18 protein-coding genes are annotated in these 24,248 nt (G+C 67.0%); 5 read left to right on the top strand and 13 right to left on the bottom strand.

Features of this window, described 5'->3' with window-relative positions; genetic code table 11:
* Positions 1–201: 201 nt before the first annotated feature.
* Complete coding sequence (locus ABT392_RS18140; RefSeq protein ID WP_334279520.1) at positions 202–1,245, top strand: aminoglycoside phosphotransferase family protein; 1,044 nt, start codon at positions 202–204, stop codon at positions 1,243–1,245.
* On the opposite strand, the gene ABT392_RS18145 is transcribed toward ABT392_RS18140, so the two are convergent.
* From ABT392_RS18145 to ABT392_RS18155, 3 genes are all read right to left on the bottom strand, one after another.
* Positions 1,232–2,197: a LysR family transcriptional regulator gene (locus tag ABT392_RS18145; protein WP_395385018.1), complete on the bottom strand. Its 966-nt coding sequence runs from the start codon at positions 2,195–2,197 to the stop codon at positions 1,232–1,234. The genes ABT392_RS18140 and ABT392_RS18145 overlap by 14 nt on opposite strands.
* A gap of 120 nt (positions 2,198–2,317) precedes the next feature.
* The gene (locus tag ABT392_RS18150) at positions 2,318–3,793 is read right to left on the bottom strand and encodes a M20 family metallopeptidase (protein ID WP_395385017.1); all 1,476 of its coding nucleotides are present in this window, start codon (positions 3,791–3,793) and stop codon (positions 2,318–2,320) included.
* Between the two features lie 61 nt (positions 3,794–3,854).
* Positions 3,855–4,736: an alpha/beta hydrolase gene (locus tag ABT392_RS18155; protein ID WP_334279524.1), complete on the bottom strand. Its 882-nt coding sequence runs from the start codon at positions 4,734–4,736 to the stop codon at positions 3,855–3,857.
* Positions 4,737–4,848: 112 nt separating this feature from the next.
* On the opposite strand from ABT392_RS18155, the gene ABT392_RS18160 reads away from it, so the two are divergent.
* From ABT392_RS18160 to ABT392_RS18170, 3 genes are all read left to right on the top strand, one after another.
* Positions 4,849–5,688, top strand: coding sequence for an enoyl-CoA hydratase-related protein (locus ABT392_RS18160; RefSeq protein ID WP_395385016.1), 840 nt, complete (start codon positions 4,849–4,851; stop codon positions 5,686–5,688).
* A gap of 86 nt (positions 5,689–5,774) precedes the next feature.
* Positions 5,775–7,136 (top strand): hypothetical protein, encoded by a 1,362-nt coding sequence (locus ABT392_RS18165; protein ID WP_395385015.1) that lies wholly within the window; start codon positions 5,775–5,777, stop codon positions 7,134–7,136.
* Between the two features lie 10 nt (positions 7,137–7,146).
* Positions 7,147–9,036: an MORN repeat-containing protein gene (locus tag ABT392_RS18170; RefSeq protein WP_395385014.1), complete on the top strand. Its 1,890-nt coding sequence runs from the start codon at positions 7,147–7,149 to the stop codon at positions 9,034–9,036.
* Between the two features lie 3 nt (positions 9,037–9,039).
* Here ABT392_RS18170 and ABT392_RS18175 read toward each other — a convergent pair whose 3' ends face one another.
* The 8 genes from ABT392_RS18175 to ABT392_RS18210 all read right to left on the bottom strand — a co-directional run bounded on the left by ABT392_RS18175 (position 9,040) and on the right by ABT392_RS18210 (position 21,270).
* Entirely contained in the window at positions 9,040–9,816 is a 777-nt protein-coding gene (locus tag ABT392_RS18175) for a LytR/AlgR family response regulator transcription factor (RefSeq protein ID WP_334279530.1), read from the bottom strand.
* Between the two features lie 44 nt (positions 9,817–9,860).
* The gene (locus ABT392_RS18180; RefSeq protein ID WP_334279532.1) at positions 9,861–10,964 is read right to left on the bottom strand and encodes a sensor histidine kinase; all 1,104 of its coding nucleotides are present in this window, start codon (positions 10,962–10,964) and stop codon (positions 9,861–9,863) included.
* Entirely contained in the window at positions 10,964–12,043 is a 1,080-nt protein-coding gene (locus ABT392_RS18185; protein ID WP_395385013.1) for a sensor histidine kinase, read from the bottom strand. Before ABT392_RS18185 ends, ABT392_RS18180 begins: the two co-directional genes overlap by 1 nt.
* On the bottom strand, positions 12,033–13,220 hold the full coding sequence (locus ABT392_RS18190; protein ID WP_334279534.1) for a sensor histidine kinase: 1,188 nt from the start codon (positions 13,218–13,220) through the stop codon (positions 12,033–12,035). Before ABT392_RS18190 ends, ABT392_RS18185 begins: the two co-directional genes overlap by 11 nt.
* A 102-nt stretch (positions 13,221–13,322) precedes the next feature.
* Positions 13,323–14,078, bottom strand: a complete 756-nt coding sequence (locus ABT392_RS18195) for a class II glutamine amidotransferase (protein WP_334279535.1) — start codon at positions 14,076–14,078, stop codon at positions 13,323–13,325.
* A 14-nt stretch (positions 14,079–14,092) separates the two neighbouring features.
* Positions 14,093–15,301 (bottom strand): NAD(P)/FAD-dependent oxidoreductase, encoded by a 1,209-nt coding sequence (locus tag ABT392_RS18200; RefSeq protein ID WP_334279536.1) that lies wholly within the window; start codon positions 15,299–15,301, stop codon positions 14,093–14,095.
* Positions 15,302–15,409: 108 nt separating this feature from the next.
* Positions 15,410–18,472, bottom strand: coding sequence for a TonB-dependent receptor (locus ABT392_RS18205; protein ID WP_395385012.1), 3,063 nt, complete (start codon positions 18,470–18,472; stop codon positions 15,410–15,412).
* Between the two features lie 620 nt (positions 18,473–19,092).
* Positions 19,093–21,270, bottom strand: coding sequence for a malate synthase G (locus tag ABT392_RS18210; RefSeq protein WP_395385011.1), 2,178 nt, complete (start codon positions 21,268–21,270; stop codon positions 19,093–19,095).
* Between the two features lie 147 nt (positions 21,271–21,417).
* Between ABT392_RS18210 and ABT392_RS18215 the strand changes: the two genes are divergently transcribed.
* Entirely contained in the window at positions 21,418–22,341 is a 924-nt protein-coding gene (locus tag ABT392_RS18215) for a LysR family transcriptional regulator (protein WP_395385010.1), read from the top strand.
* Positions 22,342–22,399: 58 nt separating this feature from the next.
* Here the strand turns inward: ABT392_RS18215 and ABT392_RS18220 are convergent, their stop codons facing one another.
* Complete coding sequence (locus ABT392_RS18220) at positions 22,400–22,795, bottom strand: hypothetical protein (RefSeq protein WP_395385009.1); 396 nt, start codon at positions 22,793–22,795, stop codon at positions 22,400–22,402.
* A 49-nt stretch (positions 22,796–22,844) separates the two neighbouring features.
* Positions 22,845–24,218: a serine/threonine-protein kinase gene (locus ABT392_RS18225; RefSeq protein WP_334279543.1), complete on the bottom strand. Its 1,374-nt coding sequence runs from the start codon at positions 24,216–24,218 to the stop codon at positions 22,845–22,847.
* Positions 24,219–24,248 lie beyond the last annotated feature (30 nt).

The following is a 24,248-nucleotide window of genomic DNA, read 5'->3' on the forward strand; positions in this document are numbered from 1 at the left end:
CCGCGCTGCAGGACAGAAAAACGGGAAGCGCGGCACGGCAGGCTGGATGGGCGGAATGTGAGAGGAAGGAAGCGACGACGTTTGTAGAATTCATTATCCATGAGGGGCCTGCGTTGGCCGGCGCCCTGTTCGGCCCCTTTATTGGCCATTTCCTTGGCCATTTCCCTGACCACTTGCCGCCCCTCCAGCCCGCCCTTTTCAATGACCCAGCCCCTTTGGCCCGACGCGGCCCGTGAATCCGTCTACAAGGACTGGCTGCAAGCGCTGATCGCGCCGCATCGCCTGCTGCCCGAGAGCCTGGCGCTGGCCAGCATCGACGCCAGCACGCGCCGCTACCTGCGCCTGCAGCAGGCAGGCGGCGGCTCGCTGATCGTGATGGACGCGCCGCCCGACTGCAACGACGTGCGCCCCTTCGTCAGCATCGCTCAGCACATGGCCGAATGCGGCCTGCGCGTGCCGGCCATCGTGGCCGAGGACGCCGAGCGCGGCTTCCTCCTGCTGGGCGACCTGGGGCAGCAAACCTATCTGCAGGCGCTGCAGCAAGCCACGCCTGCCGAGGCCGACAAGCTGATGCGCGCCGCGGTCCAGACGCTGATCCAGTGGCAGCAGCGCGGCGACGCCAACCGACTGCCAGCCTTCAACGAGGCCTTCATCCGCCGCGAGCTGCAGATCTTTGTCGACTGGTGCGTGCAGCGTCACTACGGCAAGCACTGGGACGCAAAGCAGCAAGGCTGGTGGGAGCATTGCTGCAAGGTGCTGGTCAAGGCCATCGAGCAACAGCCGCAACTGGCGATGCATCGCGACTACATGCCGCGCAACCTGATGACCAGCGCCGATGGCGTGCCCGGCGTGCTGGACTTCCAGGACGCGGTCTGCGGCCCGGTCAGCTACGACATGGCTTCACTGCTGCGCGACGCCTTCATCTCCTGGGACGAGGAGCGCGAGCTGGACTGGGCGATCCGCTACTGGGAGCAGGCCCGCAAGGCCGAGCTGCCGGTGGGCGAAGACTTTGGCGAGTTCTGGCGCGCGCTGGAGCTGACCGGTCTGCAACGCCACCTGAAGATCCTGGGCATCTATTGCCGCCTGAACTATCGCGATGGCAAGCCCGGCTACATCGTCGACCTGCCGCGCTTCTTCGCCTATGCGATCAAGGTCAGCACGCGCTATATCGAACTGTCGCCGCTGACCCACCTGCTGGAAGACCTGCGCGGCGGCCTCACGCAGACGGGCTTCAATCTGCGCTGAAGCGCTCGCGCACCAGCGAGGTTTCGCAGCCGGCCGCGGCCAGCCAGGGGTCGCGGTCTTCGCCGCCAAAGATCTCGAGCAGGAAGTCGAGGAAGGCGCGGGTGCGGGCCGGCATGTATTTGCGCGTCGGCAGCGCCGCCCAGATCGTGAAGTGATAGAGCTGCCATTCCGGCAGCACCCGCTCCAGTGCCTGCTCCATCAAGGCGTCCTCGGCCAGGAAGGATGGCAGGCCGGCAATGCCCAGGCCGTGCAGGGCAGCCGAGTAGTTGGTGTCGATATGGCTGGCGCTCAGCACCGGCTTGTGCGGCGCCAGGTTGATCACCTCGCCATCGCTCACGCGCGTGAGCGAGATGCCGCGCTGCAGGTCCGACATCGGCGGGAGCAGCGCGTCGTGGTGGGCCAGGTCACGCGGATGCTGGGGCCGACCACGCTTGTCCAGGTACTCCGGCGAAGCGCACATGATGACCTCGGTGCGCGCCAGGCGGCGGGCCACGAAATCACCGTCCAGCGGATGCTTGCTGGTGACGATGGTGATGTCGTAGGCCTCGTCCACCGTGTCCACCGGGCCGGGCGAATGCAGCTCCAGCGTCACCAGCGGATGGCGCTCATGAAAACGCGAGAGATGCTTGGCCAGCTGATGCACGGCCACGGCCGGCGGCAGGAGCACACGCAGATGGCCGCGCGGCTCGGCCGTGGCGGAGCTGACCAGGGCTTCCGCCTCATCCAGCTCGGCCAGGATGCGGCGGGCGCGCTCCAGGTAGCTCTCGCCGATATCGGTCAGCGCCAGGCGTCGCGTGGTGCGGTTCAGCAGGCGCGAGCCGAGGTGCTCTTCCAGCTCGGCCACCAGGCGTGTGACGACCGCGGGCGCCAGATCGAGCGACCGCGCCGCGCCGGCGAAGCTGCCCTCGTCGATGACACGCACGAAGATGCGGATCGCTCTCAGCTGGTCCATGCGTTCAGTCTGCCCGCTCGCGGTGAGTCGTGTCTTCCCCAGCGAACCCCGCTGATCCGGCTTTGCCGCGCAGCCGGGGTTGCCCCCTTGAGGGGGCGCGCGAAGCGCGTAGGGGGTGGGTCAAGGGTGCGCCGCCATGACCTGCGCGACCGCAGCGGTCAGGCGCTTGCCGTAGGGCACATGCAGGAACTCGTTCGGGCCATGGGCATTGCTCTTGGGGCCCAGCACGCCGCAGACCATCATCTGCGCCTTGGGGAAACCCTTTTGCAGCATGCTCATCAGCGGGATCGTGCCGCCCTGGCCGATGTAGCCGACCGGCTTGCCGAAGTGCGTCTGGCTGGCAGTGTTGATCGCCTCGGACAGCCAGGGCGACAGGTCCGGCGTGTTCCAGCCGGTGGCGCCCAGGGCGCCGGCACGGCCATCCGGCGTGAAGGTGACATTGGCGTTGTAGGGTGCGTTGTCTTCCAGCAGCTTCTTGAGCTCCAGCGCGGCGTTGTTGCCGTCGATCACCGGCGGCAAGCGCAGCGACAGCTTGAAGGCGGTGAAGGGGCGCAGGACATTGCCGGCACTCTTCAGCTCAGGGAAGCCATCCACGCCGGTCACCGACAGCGTCGGACGCCAGGTGCGATTCAAGAGCACCTCCACCGGCTCGGCCGTCATCGGCAGCACCGGGCCGCCGTCCGCGCCGCAGGCCCAGGGCATGCGCTTGTAGACCTCGTCCTTCAGGATCGCTGCCGTGGCCTGTGCCTGCGCTATGCGGTCGGCCGGGATCTCACAGTGGAAGCTATCGGGCAGGAGGCGGCCGGTCTTGGAATCTTCCAGGCGGTCCAGCACCTGGCGCAGGACGCGGAAGCTCGAAGGCACGACGCCCGAGGCGTCGCCCGAGTGGATGCCTTCGGTCAGCACCTCCACCTTCAGGACGCCCGAGACCATGCCACGCAGCGAGGTGGTCATCCAGAGCTGCTCATAGTCGCCGGCGCCGGAATCGAGGCAGACCACCAGCGAGACATTGCCCAGGCGGGGCTTGAGCATGTCGATATAGGCCGGCAGGTCGTAGGAGCCGCTTTCCTCGCAGGTCTCGATGATGCCCACGCAGCGCGGGCGCGGAATGCCCTGCTTGTCCAGCGCCATGATGGCCGTGAGCGAGGCGTAGATCGCGTAGCCGTCGTCGGCGCCGCCGCGGCCGTAGAGCTTGCCGTCTTCGTACTTGGGCGTCCAGGGGCCGAGGTCGGCGCGCCAGCCATTGAACTCGGGCTGCTTGTCCAGGTGGCCGTAGAGCACGATGCTGTCTTCGCTGCCGGCCTTGGTGGCGGGCACCTCGAAGAAGATCACGGGCGTGCGGCCCGGGATGCGAATGACTTCCAGCTTCAGGCCGGCCACCTTCTTGCTCTCGACCCAGGTGGCGGCGTCGCACAGCACCTTCTCGATATGGCCGTTGGCCGCCCAGTCGGCATCGAACATCGGGCTCTTGGCCGGAATGGCGATGTACTGGGTCAGGGCGGGGACGATTTCCTCGTCCCAGACCCGGGCGGCGAACTCGCCCAGGGCGCTGGCTTCATCGGCTTGCAGCGGTAGCTGCGGATCGCGTGCGTTCATCTCGGGTCTCCGGCGGGTGGCGCTTGGTAAGCGCAGACCCCGGAGTTTAAATCCGCCCGGTTCAGAACCTGCTGGTGTGGGAAAAGCGCTCGTCGAGCCAGGACTGCATGCGCGCGAACACCTGCTCCTGCTCCGGTTCGTTCATCACCTCGTGAAAGAGGCGCTCGAAGCAGTAGCTCTGCACCACCAGCCGCGGTGCGGCAGCGGCAAAGGCGGCGCTGCCGGCCGGGGCCACGCAGCGGTCAGCACCGGCCCACAGCAAGAGCGTGGGCACCAGCCATTCGGATGCATGGTCCAGCACCTCTTCGCCACCGTCCACGATCATCCGCGCCAGCATCGGCGTGATCTTCTTGTGCACCAGCGGGTCCGAGACATAGTCCTTGACCACGGCCGCATTGCGGGAGATCCAGGCCGGCTTCAGGCCGTTGCCAGCCGCCAGATGCGGCGCCAGTGGCTTCGCGATGGCCAGCAAGGCCTTCTGGAACCAGGACATGCCGGGGTCCAGCGCGGGCGAGGTCATCAAGAGCCCATCGATCGGCCGGAACCAGGCCGGCAGCACGCCGCCCGCGCTGGCGCTCAGGCCGCCGGCCACGAAACGGGCCGCGACCAGGCCGCCCATGCTGTGACCCAGCAGGACCAACGCGCCACCACTCAATTGCTCATCGGCATGCAGCTCGTCGATGACCAGGGCCAGGTCCTGCAACAGCTGCTCGGGCTTGGGAATGTCGCCGCGCGGACCGCCAGACGCACCATGACCGCGCTGGTCGTAGGCCACCACATGCCAGCCCCAGCTGTTGAGCTTGGCCGCCACATGCTGATAGCGGCCGGCATGCTCGCCCAGGCCGTGCACGATCAGCACCGTGCCGCGCGCCTTGTCCAGGCCCGGCTTGCTCCATTGCCGCCAGTGCAAGGGCAGGCCGTCATCGGTTCTCAGCGTTCGCATGCCGGTCAGTGTAGGCAGCGCTCCTGGGCACGAGCCCGAGGGCTTCCCCGGACGGTAAAACTACTGTCACCAAGTGGATGGACAGGGCGGCCCGCGACGCTAGGCTGTCGACATGAACGAATTCTTCAGCGTCGAACGCGATGCACGCGGCATTACCGGTCTGGCTCATCTTCAGCTGTGCCAGCCGGCCCGGCTCAACACCATGAGCCTGCCCTTCTTCCCGGCGCTGCGCGACACCTTGCGCAGCCTGCACGACGAGGGCCGCACCCGGGTGCTGGTGATCTCGTCCACCGGCAAGCACTTCAGCGCGGGCATGGCGCTGGATACCTTTGCCGGCGACAGCCCGGCACTCGACACCAGCACCTCGCGAGCCCGCCTGAGCTTCCAGGACATGCTGGGCCGCCTGATGGACTGCTTCACGACGCTGGACGAAGCCCGCTTCCCGGTGCTGTGCGCGGTGCAGGGCGGCTGCATAGGCGGCGCGCTGGACCTGGCGGCCGCCTGCGACATGCGCTACGCCTCGGCCGACGCCTTCTTCTGCGTGCAGGAGATCAATATCGGCATGGCCGCCGACCTCGGCGTGCTGCAGCGCCTGCAACGCCTTCTGCCGCAAGGGCTGGCGCGCGAGCTGGCCTATACCGGCGAGCGCCTGGGCGCCGAGCGGGCGCTGTCGTTGGGCCTGGTGAACGCCGTGCTTCCCGATGCCCAGGCGCTGCTGGAGCACACCATGAACGTCGCTCAGCAGATCGCCACCAGGTCGCCCCTGGCCATCGCCGCCAGCAAGCTCGCCTTGAACCATGCGCGCGACCACGGCACCGCTGCGGCGCTGGCCCAGATGAAGCTGCTGCAGAGCGCCGTCTTTGACACCGGCGAAATGGCCCGCGCCATCAGCGGCTGGCAGCAGAAGAAGGACGCCGATTTCGATCCCCTGAATCCGGTACCGTCGCTATAGGGACCCTCTGCATCAGCGGGAAGACACGCGTTCCCGCAGGCACGGCGGCCCCCTAGACTGGCCGGAGAAAGCTTCGGATGTCTGTCATGCCGCCTGTTCGCGTCTTCCTGGATCGCTGCAGCCTTTGGGCCATGCTGGCCCTCGTCAGCCTGTTGAGCGCCTGCGCCTCCGCGCCCAAATACACCGTGGACGACGGCCGCAAGGTCGACCCCGTGCTGCTGGGCAGCATCTCCACCTACGGCGCCGGCGAGCGCGCCATCCGCCCGGCCATTACCCGCAGTGCCACGCTGAAGGACACGGAATGTGACAAGCAATGGGAGCTGCCCTTTGCCGTCGTCTCCAGCCAGGGCTGGGAAGAAACCGACCGCGTCGCCTGGGTGCGCGCCCTGGGGGTGGACGAGCGCCTGACCGTCATCGCCACCTCACCCGGCTCGCCCTTGAACCCGGGCGACAAGATCATCGCGGTGGCCGGCAACGACAGTGCCGAGGCCGAGCAGCAATTGCTGGCGCTGTCCGAAATCCGCGACCGCGGCCGCGCGTTCTCGGTGCTGCTGTCGACCGGGCGCAACGTGGTGATCCAGCCCTTCGAGGTCTGCCGCGGCTACACCCGCTTCGCGCCGCCCAACACACCGAAGATGCAGGACTACCACTGGCTGATGAGCATGCATCCGCTCGAAGTACCACTGGCCAGCATGACCGAGGACGAGGCGCTGTGGCTGGTGCTGTGGTCGCAAGGCGTTTCCGAGGAAGGCGGCGCGCGCATGAAGACCGTGCACTACGGCAGCAAGATCGCCAGCACGCTCTACAGCATCTTCACCATCGCCACCGGCCTGAAGGGCGCTGCGCTGGCGGCCGATGCGGCGGTGAGTGCCGCCAAGAACGCGGCCGCGTCGGCGGTGTCCGAAGTGCTCAAGCAGCAACTGATCGACCAGGGCAAGGCGCTGGCCCTGCAAAAGCTGCGCGAGTCCTTCACCGAATCGCTGGAGAGCATGACCAAGAGCCAGGTGCTGGGCGCCTTGCAGAAGGCGGCCGCCAACCGCGGGGCGCTCTCAGGCATTTCCTATATCGCCTCGACGGCCTTCGAGCGCGCCGACACCTGGGCCTTCGCGCGTGTCGAAAAGCTCAACGGAAATCCGCTGGCCGCCTTCAGCCTGCACCAGAAATTGCTGGAGCGCGACCTGACCGCCAACTCGATGATCATGGATGCCGAGCGCCTCAGCGCGCTCAACAAGGTCGCCGCGGCCAAGGGTTTCGAGACCGAGGTGGTGGCCATCCTCAAGGGCATCAAGCCCGACGAGATGGTGGCCGATGTGGGCGCCATGCCGGTGGCCTCGGCGCGCAAGCGCTTCAGCTACACGCTGGACAACGACCCCGGCGCCAACCCCTATGCCAATGGCCTGATCGATGCCACGCTGTCCATGCCGCTGGCCACCAAGAAGGGAAAGTAAGGGAATGCCGTTGACTCCGCGTCTTGCTGCTCTGCTGCTGCCGTCGATGCTGGCCGCAGGGCTGGTCTTTGCCCAGTCCGACACACCGCCGCCGGCTGCCCTGCCGGTCACACCCGCAGCCTCCGCAGCTTCCGCACCCGAGGCTGCCCTGCCCGCCTCGGCGCCCGAGCCCGCCGCCAGTGCGCCGGTCGCGCCACCGCCAAGCTGCGGCGCCCTGACCACCCGGGCCAATGCCGCCGACCTGCGCGCGGCCACGGCCCTGGCGCAGAACAAGCCGCTGGAAGAACAGGTCAGGCTCTATGACGAGGCGCTGTCGCTCTGGACCCAGGCCGCCAACACCTGCGACGGCCGGGCCCGCGAGCGCGCCAACCGCAACCTGGCCGACACGCTCGGCCAGCGCGAACAGCTGGCCGAACGCCTGGCCGCCGGCAGCCAGTGCGAAACCGCGCATCGCGATGCCGCGGCGCTGGGCGAACTGGCGACGCAGGCTTTGTCGGAAAGCCGCTGGGACCAGGCGGCACTGCTGTTCCGCAAGGCCGAGAACGGCTGGGACCTGGCCACCGAGGTCTGCACCGGCGTGCAGCAGACGGTGGCCACCAAGCGCCGCGATGAGGCTGAGGTCGATGCCCACAACGCCGAGTTCTGCGCACCGATGTTCGATCGCGCCCGCAGCTTCTGGCAGAAGTTCCGCAGTGCCCAGGCGGGTCTGGCGCCCGACGAACGGCAGCGCCAGTCGCAGATCTCGGAAACGCTGTGGCGCGAGGCGGCCAACCAGTGCCGCAACGAAGCCTCGACCACGGCCCGCAACACCGCCCAGACCCTGGCCCGCGAACGCGGCACGCCCTGGGTGGCCACGCAGCCGCCCGCACCACCACCCGGCACCATGGTGGCTGCTGCCCCGCGCGCGGCACCGGCCCGCCCGGCGCCAGCGCCCGCGGCCAGCAACCCGCTTGCAGCAACTGCCAAGCCGGCATCGGTGCCCACACCGACGGCACCGACAGGCGCCACGGCGGCCACAACAGTCGCCAGCAGCGGCACCCAGGCTACCGGCGCTGCGGCCACTGCGGCGGCACAGGCCTTGAGCAAGGCGCCGGCCCTTGCCGAGAAGACTGAACCCAGAGCCGAACCGAAGGCCGAGCCCCTGCCCGCGGCTGCCACCGCAGCCCAGGAAGTCGACCTCAAGTCGGGCAACGCCCATTTCAAGGGCCTGTTCGTGCGCGAAGGCGCCGGCAATCTGCTGACCGGCAAGGGCCGAATCGCCTGGGACAACGGCGACAGCTACGAAGGTGAGCTGCTGCGCGGTGAGCGCCATGGCCAGGGCGAATTCAAATGGGCCAGCGGCCAGCAGTACAAGGGCCAGTGGGTCAACGACCGCGCCAGCGGCCAGGGCGAGATGCGCTTTGCCAATGGCAACGTGTTCAAGGGCGCCATCGCCGACGGCCAGCCGCAGGGCGAGGGCGAGATGCAATACGCCTCGGGCGACAAGTACAAGGGCACCATGCACCAGGGCCTGCCGGAGGGGTTGGGCACCTACCTCTGGAAGAGCGGCCAGCGCTACGAGGGCCAGTGGGTCAACGACAAGCCCAATGGCCGAGGCAAGCTGCGCTTTGCCAACGGCAACTACTACGAAGGCCAGGTCCAGAACGGCCTGCCGCACGGCACCGGCAAGCTGCAGTTCGCCTCAGGCGATGTCTACGAGGGCGAGTTCAAGCTAGGCCAGCCGGACGGCCAGGGCACCTATGTCTGGAAGCATGGCGACAAGTACATCGGCCGCTGGATCGCCGGCCTCAAGGAAGGCCTGGGTGCCTTCCTGTGGAGCAATGGCGACCGCTGGGAAGGCGTGTTCAAGAACGACGACCGCAGCGAGGACGGCAAGCTCATCCGCCACGGAACTCAATAGGTCTTATTGACCTTTGAACAAGCCTTGGAACTGCCTGGATACGGGCAGCTTTTCCTCGCGCCCCTTCAGCGTCAGCACCATCGTGTTCTCATCCACGCGGATTGCGCTGGCGATGCAGCGGCTGTTCACGAGCACCGAGCGGTGCACCTGCCAGAACTCATCGGCGTCGAGTTGCGTGAGCAGCTCCTTCAGCGCCGTGCGGATCAAGGCCTCGCCGCCGGTGTAGACGACGCGGGTGTAGCGGTTGTCGCTCTCGAAATAGATCACGTCTTCGGGCGCGATCATCTTGACCTCGCGGCCCAGCGAAGCCTGGATCATCTTCGGCCGCGCAGCAGCGGCCGGCAGCAGCTGCTTGAGCAGCGCCTGCAGGTCAGGGCCGGCGCTGGCAGGCGGCGTGTCCTGCTGCAGGCGGCCGCGCACCCGCTCGATGGCTTGGGCCAGGCGGGTGTCGTCCACCGGCTTCATCACGTAGTCGACCGCACCGGCATCAAAGGCCGACAGTGCATGGTCGCCAAAGGCCGTGACGAACACCACCTGCGGCGGCGTGGCCGTGGCTGCCATGCGGCGCGCCACCTCGATGCCGGTCAGGCCAGGCATGCGGATGTCCAGGAAGCAGACCTCGGGCTCGTGCTGCAGGAAGTCGTCCCAGGCATCGACACCATGAATGCTGGCCGCCACGATCTCCAGCTCGGGCCACAGCCGCTTCAGCGCAGCGCGCAGCTGCTCGCGCGGGCCTTCCTCGTCGTCGGCGATCAGGGCGGTGGGGTTCCTCTTGCTCATGGGTTCTCTCTCCTAGGTTTTTACTGTTTGATCTTTCGTTGCTGTCAGCGCGCGCAGGCCAAATGCACGGCCGCACAGCAGCCACCCTCGGCCCGGTTGCCCAGCTTCAGCGCGGCCCGGCCACCAAAGGCCTGGTGCAGTCGCAGCCGGCTGTTGTGCAGGCCCAGGCTGCCTTCGGAGACGGCCGCCTGCGGGCCAAGCCCCGGGCCGTCGTCCAGCACCTCAAGAAGCAGGTCGCCGCCGTCCAGCAAGCTCGCCTGCACTTTCACTTCGCCGCCAGCCAGGCTGGGCTGCACGCCGTGCTCGACCGCATTCTCGACCAGGGTCAGCAGCACGCCCGGTGGCAGGAGCACATCGGCCGCAGCGGGTGAAATCTCCAGCGAGAAGCGCAGCCGCTCGCCCAGCCGCGCCTGCATCACCTCAAGATAGCGCCGCACCGCCTCGGCCTCTTCGCCCACCGCCAGCAGAGGCCGGTCGAACAAGGGAAGCGTGGCGCGCAGGTAGGCCGTCAGCGACTCCAGCAATGGCGCCGCGCGGTCGTCCTTGGTGGCGACCCAGTGGTGCAGCGAGGCCAGGGAGTTGAAAAGAAAATGCGGCTGGATCTGGGCGCTGGAGAGCTTGCGCGAAGCCTCGGCGGCCTGCGCGCGCAGCTCCTCGTCATGCAACCAGTCGGCCAGGAATTCGTTGCGCCACATGGCCACGACCCAGATGCCGAAGGCGAACAGAACGCCCAGCATCAGGTCGCGCATCAGGACCTCCTGGGCGATGTCGCCGAGGCCATGATTCTTGAGATAGGCCATGGTGAAGCCAGCCAGGAAGCCGGCGGGCACCGAGGTCAGGCCATAGGCCAGGTAGAGCCGCTTCATCGTCGGCCGGCGCCAGATGGCTGCAGCCAGGCCCAGCATCAGGAGCGCCTGGGCGAGGAAGATCAGAAAGGTCGGCCCGGCAACGCCTTGCGGCAGGTTCTGGACCAGCAAGCCCGAGACCAGCACGGCGTTCAGCAGCGCTGCGACCTTTACGCTGGGCGAGATCGCGACCTGCGGCGCCAGACGCTGCCATTGCTCAGGCGTGAAGGTGTGGCGCGGGCCCAGCATCAGGGCCATGCGCCAGTCGACCTTGGCAAAGAAGCTCTTCATCGCAGCCAACATCAGGCGGGCTCCACACTCAATTGGGCCAGGCAGCCGCCCAAGGGACCGTTCTCCAGACTCAGGCGCGCCCGCTCGCCAAAGCGTTGTGCCAGCCGCAGCCGCGAATTGCTCAGGCCGACACCTCGGCCCGGCGCCTGCGGTGCCGGCTGTTCCGGGAGGCCGGGGCCATCGTCGGCCACGCTGATCAGCACGCCCTTCTTGAGCTGGCGGCCTTCGATGCGCAACGTGGCTTCGCCCAGCTTGGGCACGACGCCATGCTCGATGGCGTTTTCCACCAGCGTCAGAAGAATGGCCGGCGGCAGCAACTGTTCATGCAGGGCCGGGTCGACGTCGATCTCCACCTTGAGCCGCTCGCCCAGGCGGGCCTGCATCACGGCCAGGTACTCGCGCACGGCGGCCAGCTCTTCACCAACGCTCAGCTGTTCGCGATTGAACAAGGGCAAGGTCGCGCGCAGATAGGCGGTCAGCGCCTCCAGCATCGGCGCAGCGCGCGGGTCCTGGCTGCGCACCCAATGACCCAGCGAGGCCAGCGAATTGAAGAGGAAATGCGGCTGGATCTGCGCCTGCAGCAGCTGGGCCTGCAGCGCCGATTGCAGGTCGCGCTCTTCGAGCTCGCGCAGCCGGCCCTTGATCTGGGTCTGACGGAACATCAGCAAGCCCCACCAAGCCGAGGTGCAGAAGAACAGCAGTACCGCCAGCACCACGATGGCCGCGACCGAATGGGCCTTCTCGAGAAGACCTGCGGAAGCGAACACGCCAGCCATATAGATCAGGCCGGCAACACGGATCGCTGCATTGACCCGCTTGGACGACGGATCACGCCAGAGCCGGCGGCTCTCGGCCATGATGCCCAGCAACAGCAGCAGCCCGCCGCCGATCAATACCGGCGCGAGGTGGCGAGGCATCAGCACGAAGAAGGCCATCGAGATCGCCGCGTACTGGATGAACACATAGCGGTCGAGTTGCCGCGGCCAGGGCTGGTCGCCGGCACGGGCCAGTTGCTCCGGCGCGAATGCCTGGAGGTCCTGCGGCATGCACCAGCGCTTGAAGCGCGCCAGCAGCGGGAACTCAAACGCCATGGCTGCCTCCCTGCACGCAGATGGTGGCGCGCGTGCCGCGGCCGTCGGGGTCGGCATCCAGCACCAGGCTGGCCTGATCGCCGAAGGTGTGGCCCAGGCGGGCGCGGCAATTGGCCAGGCCCAGCCCCTCGACACCGAAGTCATGCATGCCGACGCCGTCGTCGCAGATCTCCAGGCGCCAGCCCTGGGCTGCGTCGGGCATCAGCACAATTCGCAGCAAGCCGCCGCTGAGCGTGGGCGCCAGGCCATGCTCAAGCGCGTTCTCGACCAGCGAGAGCACGATGCCGGGCGGCAGCATGGCGCGCTCGGACAACGCCTGGTCGATTTCCAGCTCGTATTGCAGCCGCTCGCCCCAGCGCGCCTGCATCACCTGCAGGTAGTGCTGCACCTGGGTCAGCTCCTCGGCCAGGCTGACCTGGGGCTTGAGCATCTGCTCCGCGCTTCCTCGCAGAAAGGCGGTGAGCGAACGCAAGAGGCCGCTGGCGCGCGGGTCGGCGCTGTCCACCCAATGCTGGACCGCCGACAGGCTGTTGAAGATGAAGTGCGGCTGGATCTGGGCCTGCAAGAGACGCAGGCGGGCTTCGGTGGCCTCGCGCTGGTTCTGGGCCTGGGCCTCGGCCTCGCGGCTGCTCTGCAATTGCTGCTGCAGCATGTTGCGGCGCGCCGCCGCCATCAGGGAGAGCAGCAGGCCGATGGCCACTGCGACGCCCAGCGCCAGCGGCAGGCCGACCTTGAGCAGGCCTTCCAGGTCCTCGGGCAGGCGCTCCAGGCCCCCCAGTCCGTGGCGGGTGATGCGCCCGACCATCCAGCCCAGCAGCACGCCCAGCATGATGCCCAGGGTGACCCGCAGGAACATGCCGCCGAAACGCCGACGGCCGAGGAACTTCTCCGGCTGCAGCCAGGCGGCCAGCAGGGCCACCAGCAGCCCGGCGACGCAGAGCAGGGAAATGCCGAAAGACGAGACCCACCCCATGCCCGCGCCATGAAGGCCCAGGGTCGAGCCCACCAGGCCGCCCAGCAGACCGAACCAGATGCCCAGGCCGCGGCGGCTGTAGAGCAGGCGGTCGAGTTCGCGCGCCTGGGCCTGCAGTTCCGGCGAAAGCCGCTGGTAGTGCGGCTCCGCCCAGCCGAAGTACCAGCGCTGGAAGCGGTTGGGGGTCGCGGTCGATGTGCTCATGGGGCCGCAGTCTAGGCGCTGCCCCGGCCCCGGCGGGCGGTTCGGGCGGCGAGTGGCGGGATGGCGGGATGAATGGGACGGGGCAGGGGATTGGCCGGCGGCTCAGGCCAGCGGCAGCCCGTCGACAAAGACCTTGAGCTGGCCCGGCTCGAAAGCGACCCAGGCTTCGTCGCGGGTGAGCGGCTCGGTGGCGATCACGGCCACGCGGTCACGCACCGTGGTGGCCTGGGCAAAGTCGACGCTCAAGTCTTCGTCATGCAATTGCACCTTGCCGAAGGGATGCTGGCGCAGCAGGTAGTGCAGCTTGGTCGAACCATGGGCCCACAGCGCCTGGCCGTTGGAGAGCAGCATGTTGAAGGTGCCGTAGGCGTTGAGCTGCGGCATCAGCTCGGCCAGCGTCAGGCTCAGCTCCTCGATGCTGGGCACCGAGCAATGGGCCTTGGCCAACTCCTGCATCAGCCAGCAGAAGGCGCGCTCGCTGTCGGTGTCGCCCACCGGCTTGAAGGCGGCATGCAGGCGCGGATGGAAGTCGACCAGGTTGCCGTTGTGGGCAAACACCCAGTAGCGGCCCCAGAGCTCGCGCTGGAACGGATGCGTGTTCTCCAGCGACACCACACCCTGCGTGGCCTTGCGGACATGGGCGATGACGTTCTGGCTCTTGATCGGGTAATGCTTGACCAGCTCGGCCAGCGGCGAGACCCGTGCGCTGTGGTGATCGACGAAATGGCGCAGGCCGCGGCCCTCGAAGAAGGCGATGCCGAAGCCGTCCTTGTGCTCATCGGCCCGGTTCGCGAGGCCGGCGAAGCTGAACATCACGTCGGTGGGCGTGTTGGCATTCATGCCGAGGAGCTGGCACATATCGAATCAGCGGGTCATTCGAAGAAAAGGCGCGTCAGCCCCTTGAGGCTGACCAGATGGCCCGGGTTGCTCGTTTCGTTGAGCACGCCGCTCATGCGCCGCAGCAGGGTCGGGCTGCGCTGGGCGCGCCAGATCAGGAGGTCGGCCAGCCAGGGCATGTCATTGACACGATTGGCCCGCTGGTAAAGGTCGAACTTGGGCTTCAGCGCGTGCAGCGAGGCCTCATAGCCGGCGCGCACCGCGCCATCGTCCAGGCCCTGGCGGCGGCCCTGCAAAACCGCCTCGGCGGCCAGCATGCCGGTTTCCATCGCCTTGCCAATGCCCTCACCGGTGAAGGAGTAGGTGCTGCCTGCGGCTTCACCGGTGACCAGCAGGCCGGGCCGCGTCCAGCGCGCACCCTCCAGCGTGCAGCGCAGTGGCGCCCCCTTCAACTCGCCGACCAGCTCGCCTTCGCGCATCAATCTGGCGGCCGGTTCGTAGTGCTCGCAGAAGGCGTCGAAGATCGCGCGCAGATTGATGTCCTTCTTGGCACCCTTGCCATTCAAGGTGTTGTGGCTGTTGGTCACGCCGACGCCGATATTGAAGCAGCCGTCAGGCGCCGGGAAGATCCAGCCATAGCCCGGCCGCACCGCCTTGGACCACACCACTTCGAGTGCCTTGAATTGGCCGACCAGCGAGGGCGCGCGCACATAGCCACGCAAGGCCACGCCGCTGGGCGTGTGGCGTTCGCACAGGCCGGCGGCACTGAGCGCCTTGGGCACGGCGCCGGTGGCAAGCACCACCCACTGCGCCTGCACCTCGATCTCGTCGCCATCGACCTTCAGGTGGGCGCCGGCCACGCGACCGGCTGCGTCCACGACAGGCGCTTCGAAGCGGGCCGGCGCCAGCAGCCGGGCGCCGGCATCTTGCGCGGCGCGCAGCAGCAGGGCATCGAGTTCACGGCGCGGCAGCACCGCCAGCGTGCCGGGCACGTCGATGCGGCCGCCGCGAGGCCCGATGCAGCCGACATGGTCGACCCGCTGGGCCCGAGCCATCACCTGGTCCAGCACGCCCAGGCGCGCGAGGGCGGCGTGGGCGTCGGGAATCAGGCCGTCGCCACAGATCTTGTCGCGACCCGGCGCGGCCTGGTCGATCAGCAAGACATCCACGCCGGCCTGCGCCAGCACGCGCGCGCAAGCGCTGCCGGCCGGGCCTGCGCCGACCACCAGAACGTCACACTGCATCGAAGAGCTCTCCATCGCTATTCCCTATCGAAGGGTGGATTCTCGCAGCCCATGAAAAGGGGCCCCGCGAGGGGCCCCTGGTCAGCGCTGGGAAGTGGCTGCAGCAGATCAGTAGTCGTACGACACATTGAGCGTCATCGAACGAGCCGACTGGCGCGACATGGGACGCATGAAGGTATTGCTGATCGTGTACGGGCCGGTTTCCGAGGTCACGTCGTACTGCGTCACACGCTGCTGATTCAGCATGTTGAAGACGTTCAAGGTCACGGCCAGCTTGTCGTCCAGCGCCTTCGGGCGGAATTGCAGGCCCAGATCGATGCGATAGGTCCAGGGCGTGCGCACATCACCTGGTCGGGAAATCTTGCCCAGGCAGGTGTGATACGCCGCGCCGTAGGAGATCGGGTCGCCGGCAGCCGAGCCTTCGTCGATCTTGCCGTCCGGGTTGTAGTAGCCCAGGCAGCTGACCGGCGTGCCGGAGAGGATGCGCGCATTGCCCGTGATCATCCAGTCCTGCGCGAACTGGTAGGAGCCGCGGACCTTGATCTGATGGCGACGGTCGTTGAACAGGTAGCCGTTGGCGTACTCCATCATCTGCCAGGCGTCCCAGTCCTGGGTCTTGGAGATGTTGTCCTGGCCGAACTCCGACTTCACCTGGCCTTCGTTGTTGCCCTTGAGCTTGGAGTAGGTGTAGTCGACACGCAGGCCCCAGTCATTGTTGAAATTGCGCTCCAGGAACAGGTCGATCGAGCTGTAGTCACGCTTCAGGCCTTCCGTGAAGCCCAGCTGTGCGGCGCTGATCTTCTTGGTGAGGCGTTCGCCGCCACCCACCTGCTCGAAGCTGTAGGTGTTGCTGCCGCCCGGGTTGAACATGTAGCAGCCCGACACGTAATACTGCTTGCCGTCGCTGGTCTTGTAGATGTGCCGACCGGCCACGTCCTTCACATGGGTCAGGCCGGCCTGAGCGGCCAGCGAAGCGCGGTCGCAGAAGTCGTCGACCGAGGATTTCAGCGAGCGATAGGTGAACTTCGCGCCCGCCGTCCAGCCCTTGCTCACCGCCTTCTCGAAGCCGAGGATGAACTCGTCCTGGTACATGTTCTTCAGGTCCTTGGGCGAGAAGCCCTGGACATCGACCGGCGTGCCGTACTCGCTATTGCCTGACACAGCACCCGGTGCTGGTGCGCCACCAATGCCCGGCACGCTTGTGAGCCCCGTGGGCATGCCATTGGCGGCGATGCCGGTGTAGGTGAAGTACTGCCAGGTGTAGGTCGATGCGGAAGCGCCGCGGATGGCCACATTGTTCGGCAGGGCCAGGAAGTAGCGGCCGGCATTTCCGAAGGCCTTCAGCGAGGCATCACCCATCACGTCCCAGGTGGCACCCAGGCGGGGCGCCCACTGGTTCTTGGCATTCATATAGGCTTCGCCGACGTTGTTCTTGTTGGTGAACTGGTCATTGCGCAGGCCCATCGACAGCAGGAAATTCCTGCTCAGGTTCCAGCGGTCTTCGACGTACCAGGCCTTCTGCTCCAGCGACATGTCGGTGCTGTTGAAGTACTTCAGCTGGCGCACGTAGTAGCCGTTCGGATTGGTCGGGCTGTAGGGGTTGCCGACACCCAGGTTGGCATCGATGTTGCCGGACTTGCCCAGGCGGGCGTACTGCCAGTACTCGGCCACTTGGGCGTCGCCCTCGTTCTTCGCCACGAACTTGATGTTGTCGATACCCGCGCTCAGGGTATGGGCCGAATTCAGGCGCCACTCCAGGTCGGCACGCAGGCCGTTGGTGTTGTCGCGACCATCGTGGCCCTGGTAGGCACCCTGGATGTTGGGAATGGGCGTGCTGCCGACGATGGCGGGGTTCTGGCTGGTCACGCCCGACAGATAGGGCACACCCGGCAGGACGCTGGGATTGACCTGCTTGTTGGTGAATCGGCTGTTGCCGTAGGTGGCGCTCAGGGTCAGGTCGTCGGTGAGGTAGCCGGTGTACTTGAGGATGTTGTAGCCGCTGTTCTTGTAGACCGGCGTGGGCACGGTGCTCAACACCGCGCCTTCGACGCCGGTCGCGAAGTTGTAGGCATTGCGCGTGCCTTCAGAGCTGTAGCGCTCGCCCAGGTAGGTGTACTCGAGCAGGTGGTCATTGCTGACGTTCCAGTTCAGCTTGAGGTAGGCCTTGGGGTCCCTCGAACTGCTGCGCGTGCTGTAGGCCGTGCCGTTGACAGGCACGCTGAGCGAATCCGTGCTGCTGCCTTCCAGGGCCGCAAAGATGAACAGCTTGTCCTGGATCACCGGGCCACCGACATACGCGCTGAGACTGGCGCTTTCACTCCGGTTCTGGCTGTTGCGGCGGTACAGCGTGCCGGGGAGTTCCTTGTCTTCGTACTCGTAGTCGCCCGGCAGCGCGAGCTTGGGATAGAAGCTGTCCTTGGCCTTGGCGCGGGTGCCGGCAGGCGTCAGCGAGAACTGGCCGCCATACGCCCACTTGTTCGTGCCGGCCTTGCCGACCTGGCTGATCACGCCGCCAGCGGAGCGACCGTACTTGGCGCCGTAGCCGCCGGTATAGGTTTCCTGCTGGGCAATGGCGCCGTAGGGCAGTTCGAACTGACCCAGATTGCTCAGCGGCTCACCGCTGAAGTAGCCGTTGACGTAGTAGGCGTTCTCGGAGACGCCAGCACCGCCGAACGAGGTCAAACCGCCGAAGTAGCTGGCCGCGCCGGCGTTGGCGCCCGGTGTCAGCAAGGCAATGGCCTGCGCCGACTGCACCAGCGGCAGGCGCGACAATTCCTTGGCGGTGATGACGGTGCGGACATCGGTGGAGCTCGTGTCGATCATGAGCTTGGTGCCGCTCACCGTGACAGTCTCCAGCGTGTTCTCGAAGGACACACCGGCCGCCGAGCCCACGGTCACCGTGACCTTGCGGCTGCCCAGGCCCTTGGCTTCGACCTTGTAGTCGCCAATGGGCAACTGAGCGACGCTGAAACGCCCGCTCGCATCCACCGTGACCGTGCGGCTGAAGCCACTGTCGTTGGAGATGGTGACGACGGTGCCGGCCTTGGCCGAGCCGACGACGCTGCCGCTGGTGCTCTGGGCCATCACGATGCCTGCCAGGCAGGTGCCGACGGCTGCAGCCACCAGCGAGCGGGTCAAGCGCTTGCCGGCTTGACGGTTGAAGTGACTCATAGATTTCCTCCGATGAAGCAATGGTTGTCGCTTGCGCCTTTGTGTTTTGCAGCGCTTTCGACTTATGAGAATCCCCAGACCTGGCAGTCATGCAAGCGACGCTGCGCTGCTGCTGCAGTTGGCTGGGCACCTTCTCTCTGATGTCGCCGTTCTGGCGGCGGCGCGATATTGCCGCAACAGCCCTGCCGAAAGCCACCCGTGAGAAGGCACACCCCCAGCCGGGGCGGCCGGAAGACAACAGCCACCCCAGCCCCCCCAAGAGTCTGGTTGGCGTGTCATTTGTGCAAATCAGCACCTCCCTGCGCCGCTCGTCCACAAAAACGAAAGCGCTCCAGAAGCTGCGCCTTCGCTTCGGGCGACGCCGCACATCTGCGCCCAAATGCAGCGCTGAACACCGGCTCCCGGCGGCGATCAGCACCCAAGTTGCCGCAGGCCTTCTGCCGCCGCGCATGGCGGCCGCTCACTTGTGGCGTCAACGCATCGGCGCGACCCACCCAAATGGGTAGTCAGGCGGCCTGCTGAGGGCCGCTCGCCGGCACCGCCGCATGGGCAGCAGGGACTTGCGAGCATTGACGAGCGGCCAATGAAAGAGGCCCCGCGGGGCCTCTTTCATTCGGTCATCAAGCCTGCTGCTTCACGCGCAGCCGCCAGGCATGCAGCAGCGGCTCGGTGTAGCCGCTGGGCTGCGAGCGGCCCTGGAACACCAGGTCCAGCGCCGCCTGGAAGGCCGCACCCTGAGGGTTCGCCGCCAGGCTCTTGTAGGCCGGGTCGCCGGCGTTCTGCTGGTCGACGACGGCGGCCATGCGCTTGAAGGTCTCGCGCACCTGGGCCTCGGTCACCACACCATGGTGCAGCCAGTTGGCGATGTGCTGGCTGGAGATGCGCAGCGTGGCACGGTCTTCCATCAGGCCCACGCCATTGATGTCAGGCACCTTGGAGCAGCCCACGCCCTGATCGATCCAGCGCACCACATAGCCGAGGATGCCCTGCACGTTGTTGTCCAGTTCCTGCTGACGCTCGGTGGCGCTCCACTCTGCCTTGGCCACGACCGGGATGTTCAGGAGCTTCTCGAGGATGGCTTCGCGCTCGGCGTCGGCATCGATCTTCTCCAGCTCGGCCTGCACCGCAGCCACGCTCACCTGGTGGTAATGCAGCGCATGCAGGGTGGCAGCGGTCGGCGAAGGCACCCAGGCGGTGTTGGCACCCGCCTTCGGGTGGCCGATCTTCTGCTCCAGCATGGCGGCCATCAGGTCGGGCATGGCCCACATGCCCTTGCCGATCTGGGCGCGGCCGCGCAGGCCGCAGGAGAGACCCGTCAGCACATTGCTGCGCTCGTAGGCCTGGATCCAGGCGCTCGTCTTCATGTCGCCCTTGCGCAGCATCGGGCCGGCCAGCATGGCGGTGTGCATCTCGTCGCCGGTGCGGTCGAGGAAGCCGGTGTTGATGAAGGCAACCCGGCTGGAAGCGGCGGCGATGCAGGCTTTCAGGTTGACGCTGGTGCGGCGCTCTTCGTCCATGATGCCCAGCTTGACGGTGCTGTCCGGCAGACCCAGCAGTTGCTCGACGCGGCCGAACAGCTCGGCCGCGAAGGCCACCTCGGCCGGGCCGTGCATCTTGGGCTTGACGATATAGATCGAGCCCGTGCGCGAGTTGCCGCGACGTGTCAGGTCATGCTTGGCAATGGCCACCGTGACCAGCGCATCCATGATGCCTTCGGGGATCTCCCTGGCTCCGCCGTCCCACAGGATGGCTGGGTTGGTCATCAGGTGGCCGACATTGCGCACGAACATCAGCGAGCGACCATGCAGCGTGACTTCGCCGCCAGCGGGTGCGGTGTAGACACGGTCGGGGTTCAAGGTGCGAGTGAAGGTCTTGCCGCCCTTGGCCACTTCTTCGGTCAGCGTGCCGAGCTGGATGCCGAGCCAATTGCGGTAGGCCAGAAGCTTGTCTTCGGCATCGACCGCGGCGACCGAGTCTTCCAGGTCGAGAATGGTGGACAGCGCCGCTTCCAGCACCAGGTCGCTGACGCCGGCGGCGTCGCTCGCGCCGATTGCGGTGGCGCGGTCGATCTGGAGGTCCAGATGCAGGCCGTTGTGACGCAGGAGCACGGAGCTGGGTGCGTTCGCAGCGCCTTGATAGCCGATGAACTGCGAGCCGTCGGCCAGGCCGGTGCTGGCGCCGCCGATGAGGCTCACGACCAGCTGCCCGTTCTCAACGCGATAGCCCGCCGCGTCCTTGTGCGAGGCGCCGGCCAGCGGCGCGGCCAGATCCAGCACCTGGCGGGCGTAGGCGATCACCTTGGCACCGCGGGCCGGGTTGTAGCCGCCAGCGCGTTCAGCGCCGCCGTCTTCGGAAATCGCGTCCGTGCCATAGAGGGCGTCGTACAGCGAACCCCAGCGGGCGTTGGCCGCGTTCAGCGCATAGCGGGCGTTCAGGATGGGCACGACCAGCTGCGGGCCGGCCTGCGTGGCGAGCTCGGCATCGACCTGGGCCGTGGTGACCTGGGTCTTCCCCGGCGGCGGCACCAGGTAGCCGATCTTTTCCAGGAAGGCCCGGTAGGCCGGCATGTCGGTGATCGGGCCCGGGTGAGCGCGATGCCAGCCATCGATCTCGGTCTGCAGCCGGTCGCGCTCGGCCAGCAGGGCTGCATTCTTGGGCGCCAGCTCATGGACGATGGCATCGAGGCCAGCCCAATAGGCCTCGGGGCTGACGCCAGTGCCCGGCAGTACCTCGGTGTTGATGAAGGCGTACAGGGCGCTGTCGACCTGCAGGCGGTGGAGGGCGGTGCGTTGGCTCATGGCGGACTCCGAAAGGCAAGAAGGAGAAAGTAGCGAATACAGGAACTACCGCCAATTTAGACCCGGCGAACGGAAAGATTGCTGACGCCGGACGCATTGGATTCATTACTTTTATGCAAAGATCCAGCGAAATTCCTGGTTGATTACATGGATCGCCTGAAGCAGATCGAATCCTTCGTCGCCATCGCCACCAAGGGCAGCCTGAGCGCCGCCGCCCAGGCCGAAGGCGTCACGCCGGCCGTGATGGGGCGCCGGCTGGATGCGCTGGAAGCACGCCTCGGTATCAAGCTGATGCTGCGCAGCACGCGTCGGCTCACGCTGACGCACGAGGGCAGCGCCTTCCTGGAGGACTGCCAGCGTCTGCTCATCGACTTTGCCAATGCCGAGGCCTCGGTCAGCGCCGGCGGCATCCAGGCCAGTGGCCATTTGCGCCTGACCGCTCCGGCGGGCTTCGGCCGACGCCATGTGGCGCCGCTGGTGCCTGAGTTCCTGGCCGCGCATCCGGACCTCAGCGTTTCACTCAACCTCAGCGACCGCATCGTCGACCTGGCGGCCGAAGGCTATGACTGCGCCGTGCGCGTGGGCGACCTGCCCGACTCCAGCCTGGTGAGCCAGCGCCTCGCGGACAACCGCCGGCTCTGCGTGGGCGCCCCCGCCTACCTGAAGCGGGCCGGCGCGCCGCGCCATCCGGCCGAGCTCACGCGCCACGCCTGCCTGGTACTGAGCTCGGACGCCAGCCAGTCGCGCGGCTGGGCCTTCATGATCGACGGACAACTGGTCCACACCCGGCCCAGCGGCCGGCTCGATTGCAGCGACGGCCAGGTGCTGCACGACTGGTGCCTGGCGGGCCTGGGCCTGGCCTGGCGCTCGACCTGGGAGGTCGAGGCCGACATCGCAGCCGGCCGCCTGCAAGCGGTGCTGGACGACTATGCCGCCGCACCCAACGGCATCTACGCCGTCTACGCCCAGCGCAAACACCTGCCGCTGCGGGTGCGGCTGTGGGTGGATTTTCTGAAGGCCCGATACGGCAGCGCGGCCTATTGGCGCGGCGCGTCCGCGCTCAAGAGTTAGACCGCCAGGCCGGCCGCCGCACCAGACCCCTCGGGCGGTGCCGGCATTCAGGAGGTGCTTACTTGGCGCCAGCGCCAGCGTCGGCCACGCACTTCTTGGTGAAGCTGTTCTTGGCAGCGCCGTGCAGCTTGCTGGCGGCGGCCTTGGCCTCGCAGGCCGCTTCCGGGCCGGCGGTCGCGGCGCCGCCTGCATCGGCCACGCATTTCTTCGTGAAGCTGGCCTTGGCTGCGCCGGCCAATTTCTTCTCGGCTGCCTTGGCGTCACAGGCCGATGCGGCATCACCGCCGCCACCGGCGTCCGCCACGCATTTCTTCAGGAAGCTGGTCTTGGCGGCGCCGGCCAGTTTCTTCTCGGCCGCCTTGGCATCACAGGCGGAAGCTGCATCGGCAGCCCAGGCGGGCCCCGCCAAGGCGGCCGACAGGACAAGGATCAGGGACAGCAGGGACTTCTTCATCACAACTACCTCTTTCTGGACAACAAGGGACAACAGGAAAGGAACTGAACTACATGATCCGCCGCGGATGTGACAGCTGCTCATGTGCCGCATGCAGGCGCCGCACCAGCACCTGGATGAAGGCGCGGTCGAAGCGATGCTGGCATTCGGGGCTCAGCAGGCCCAGCGACTCGGGCGTGAACGAAATCGTGGTGCAGACATCGCTCACGCGGATGTCGGTGCTGTGGCGGCGCAGGTCGGGGTTGGGCGCGAGGTAGGCCATCTCGCCGACCGAGGTGCCCTGGCCCAGCGTCACCACCTTGTTGCCATCGCGGAACACATCCACCGCGCCCTGGGCAATGATGTGGAAGGTATTGCCCTCCTGGCCTCGCCTGTAAAGCGCATGGTCCAGCGGATAGCGGCGCCAGCGCGCCCGGTGCACCACCTCCCAGAGCTCCACGTCGCCGAAGTCGGCGAAGAACTCCAGGTCGCGCAGCATGTTGAAACGCTCGGAGTCGCGCACCTCGTAGAGCCGCGCCAGCGGCACCAATTGCTTGGCCACCAGCTCGGACAAGGCACGCGCAAAGCTGCCCCAGTCCGGATAGCGCTCCTCCGGGTGCTTGGCCAGCGCCCGCGCTATCACCGCCTCCAGCTCCGGCGTCACGCCGCCACGCAGGTCGGCCAGCGAGGCCGGCTGCTGGTGGTAGATCTGGTGCATCAGCGCCATCTGGTTGGGCGCGTCAAAGGGCGGGCGGCCCGCAATCAGGTGGTAGAGCACGGCGCCCAGCGCATAGATGTCGGCGCGGCAATCGACGTCGCCGCCCTCCACCTGCTCGGGCGGCATGTAGGCGAGCGAGCCGACGCGGTGGACCTGCGTCTTGTCCGACATCAGGTTCAGCGCCGAGCCGAAGTCACTGACCTTCACATCGGTGACCTGGCCCTGCGCATCCAGCACCGCCAGCAGGTTGGCGGGCTTCACGTCCCGGTGGATCAGGCCTTGGCGGAACACATAGTCCAGCGCCATCGCGCACTTGAAACCGAGCTCGACGATCTGGTCCAGCGGCAAGAGCCGGTCGCTGCGGCAGAAGTTCTTCAGCGTGACGCCGGGCACGTACTCCATCACCAGATAGGGCGAGTCGGGGTCGGGCACGGCGTCGAGGATCTGCACCACGTTCGGATGCTGCAGCCGGCCGGCCAGCGCGGCCTCGGCGGCGAAGAAGCGGTTGCTGATCTGGCCTTCGATGTCGTCAGCGCCCAGCGCCCAGGAGCGCACGCGCTTGATCGCCACCTCCTTGCCATTGAAGCCGTCCATGGCCAGATAGACGTCGCTGGTGGCGCCTTCGCCGAGCCGGCGCAGCACGCGGTACTTGCCGACATAGGCAGGCAGGTCGGCTGTCGTACTGCCAATCGAGGCCAAGGGGCTGCCGGTCTCCGTGCTGCTCATGCGGCCATCATAAGCATGGACCCGTAGAAT

The sequence above is a fragment of the Paucibacter sp. JuS9 genome (assembly GCF_044043925.2).
Taxonomy (GTDB): Bacteria; Pseudomonadota; Gammaproteobacteria; order Burkholderiales; family Burkholderiaceae_C; genus JAUASW01.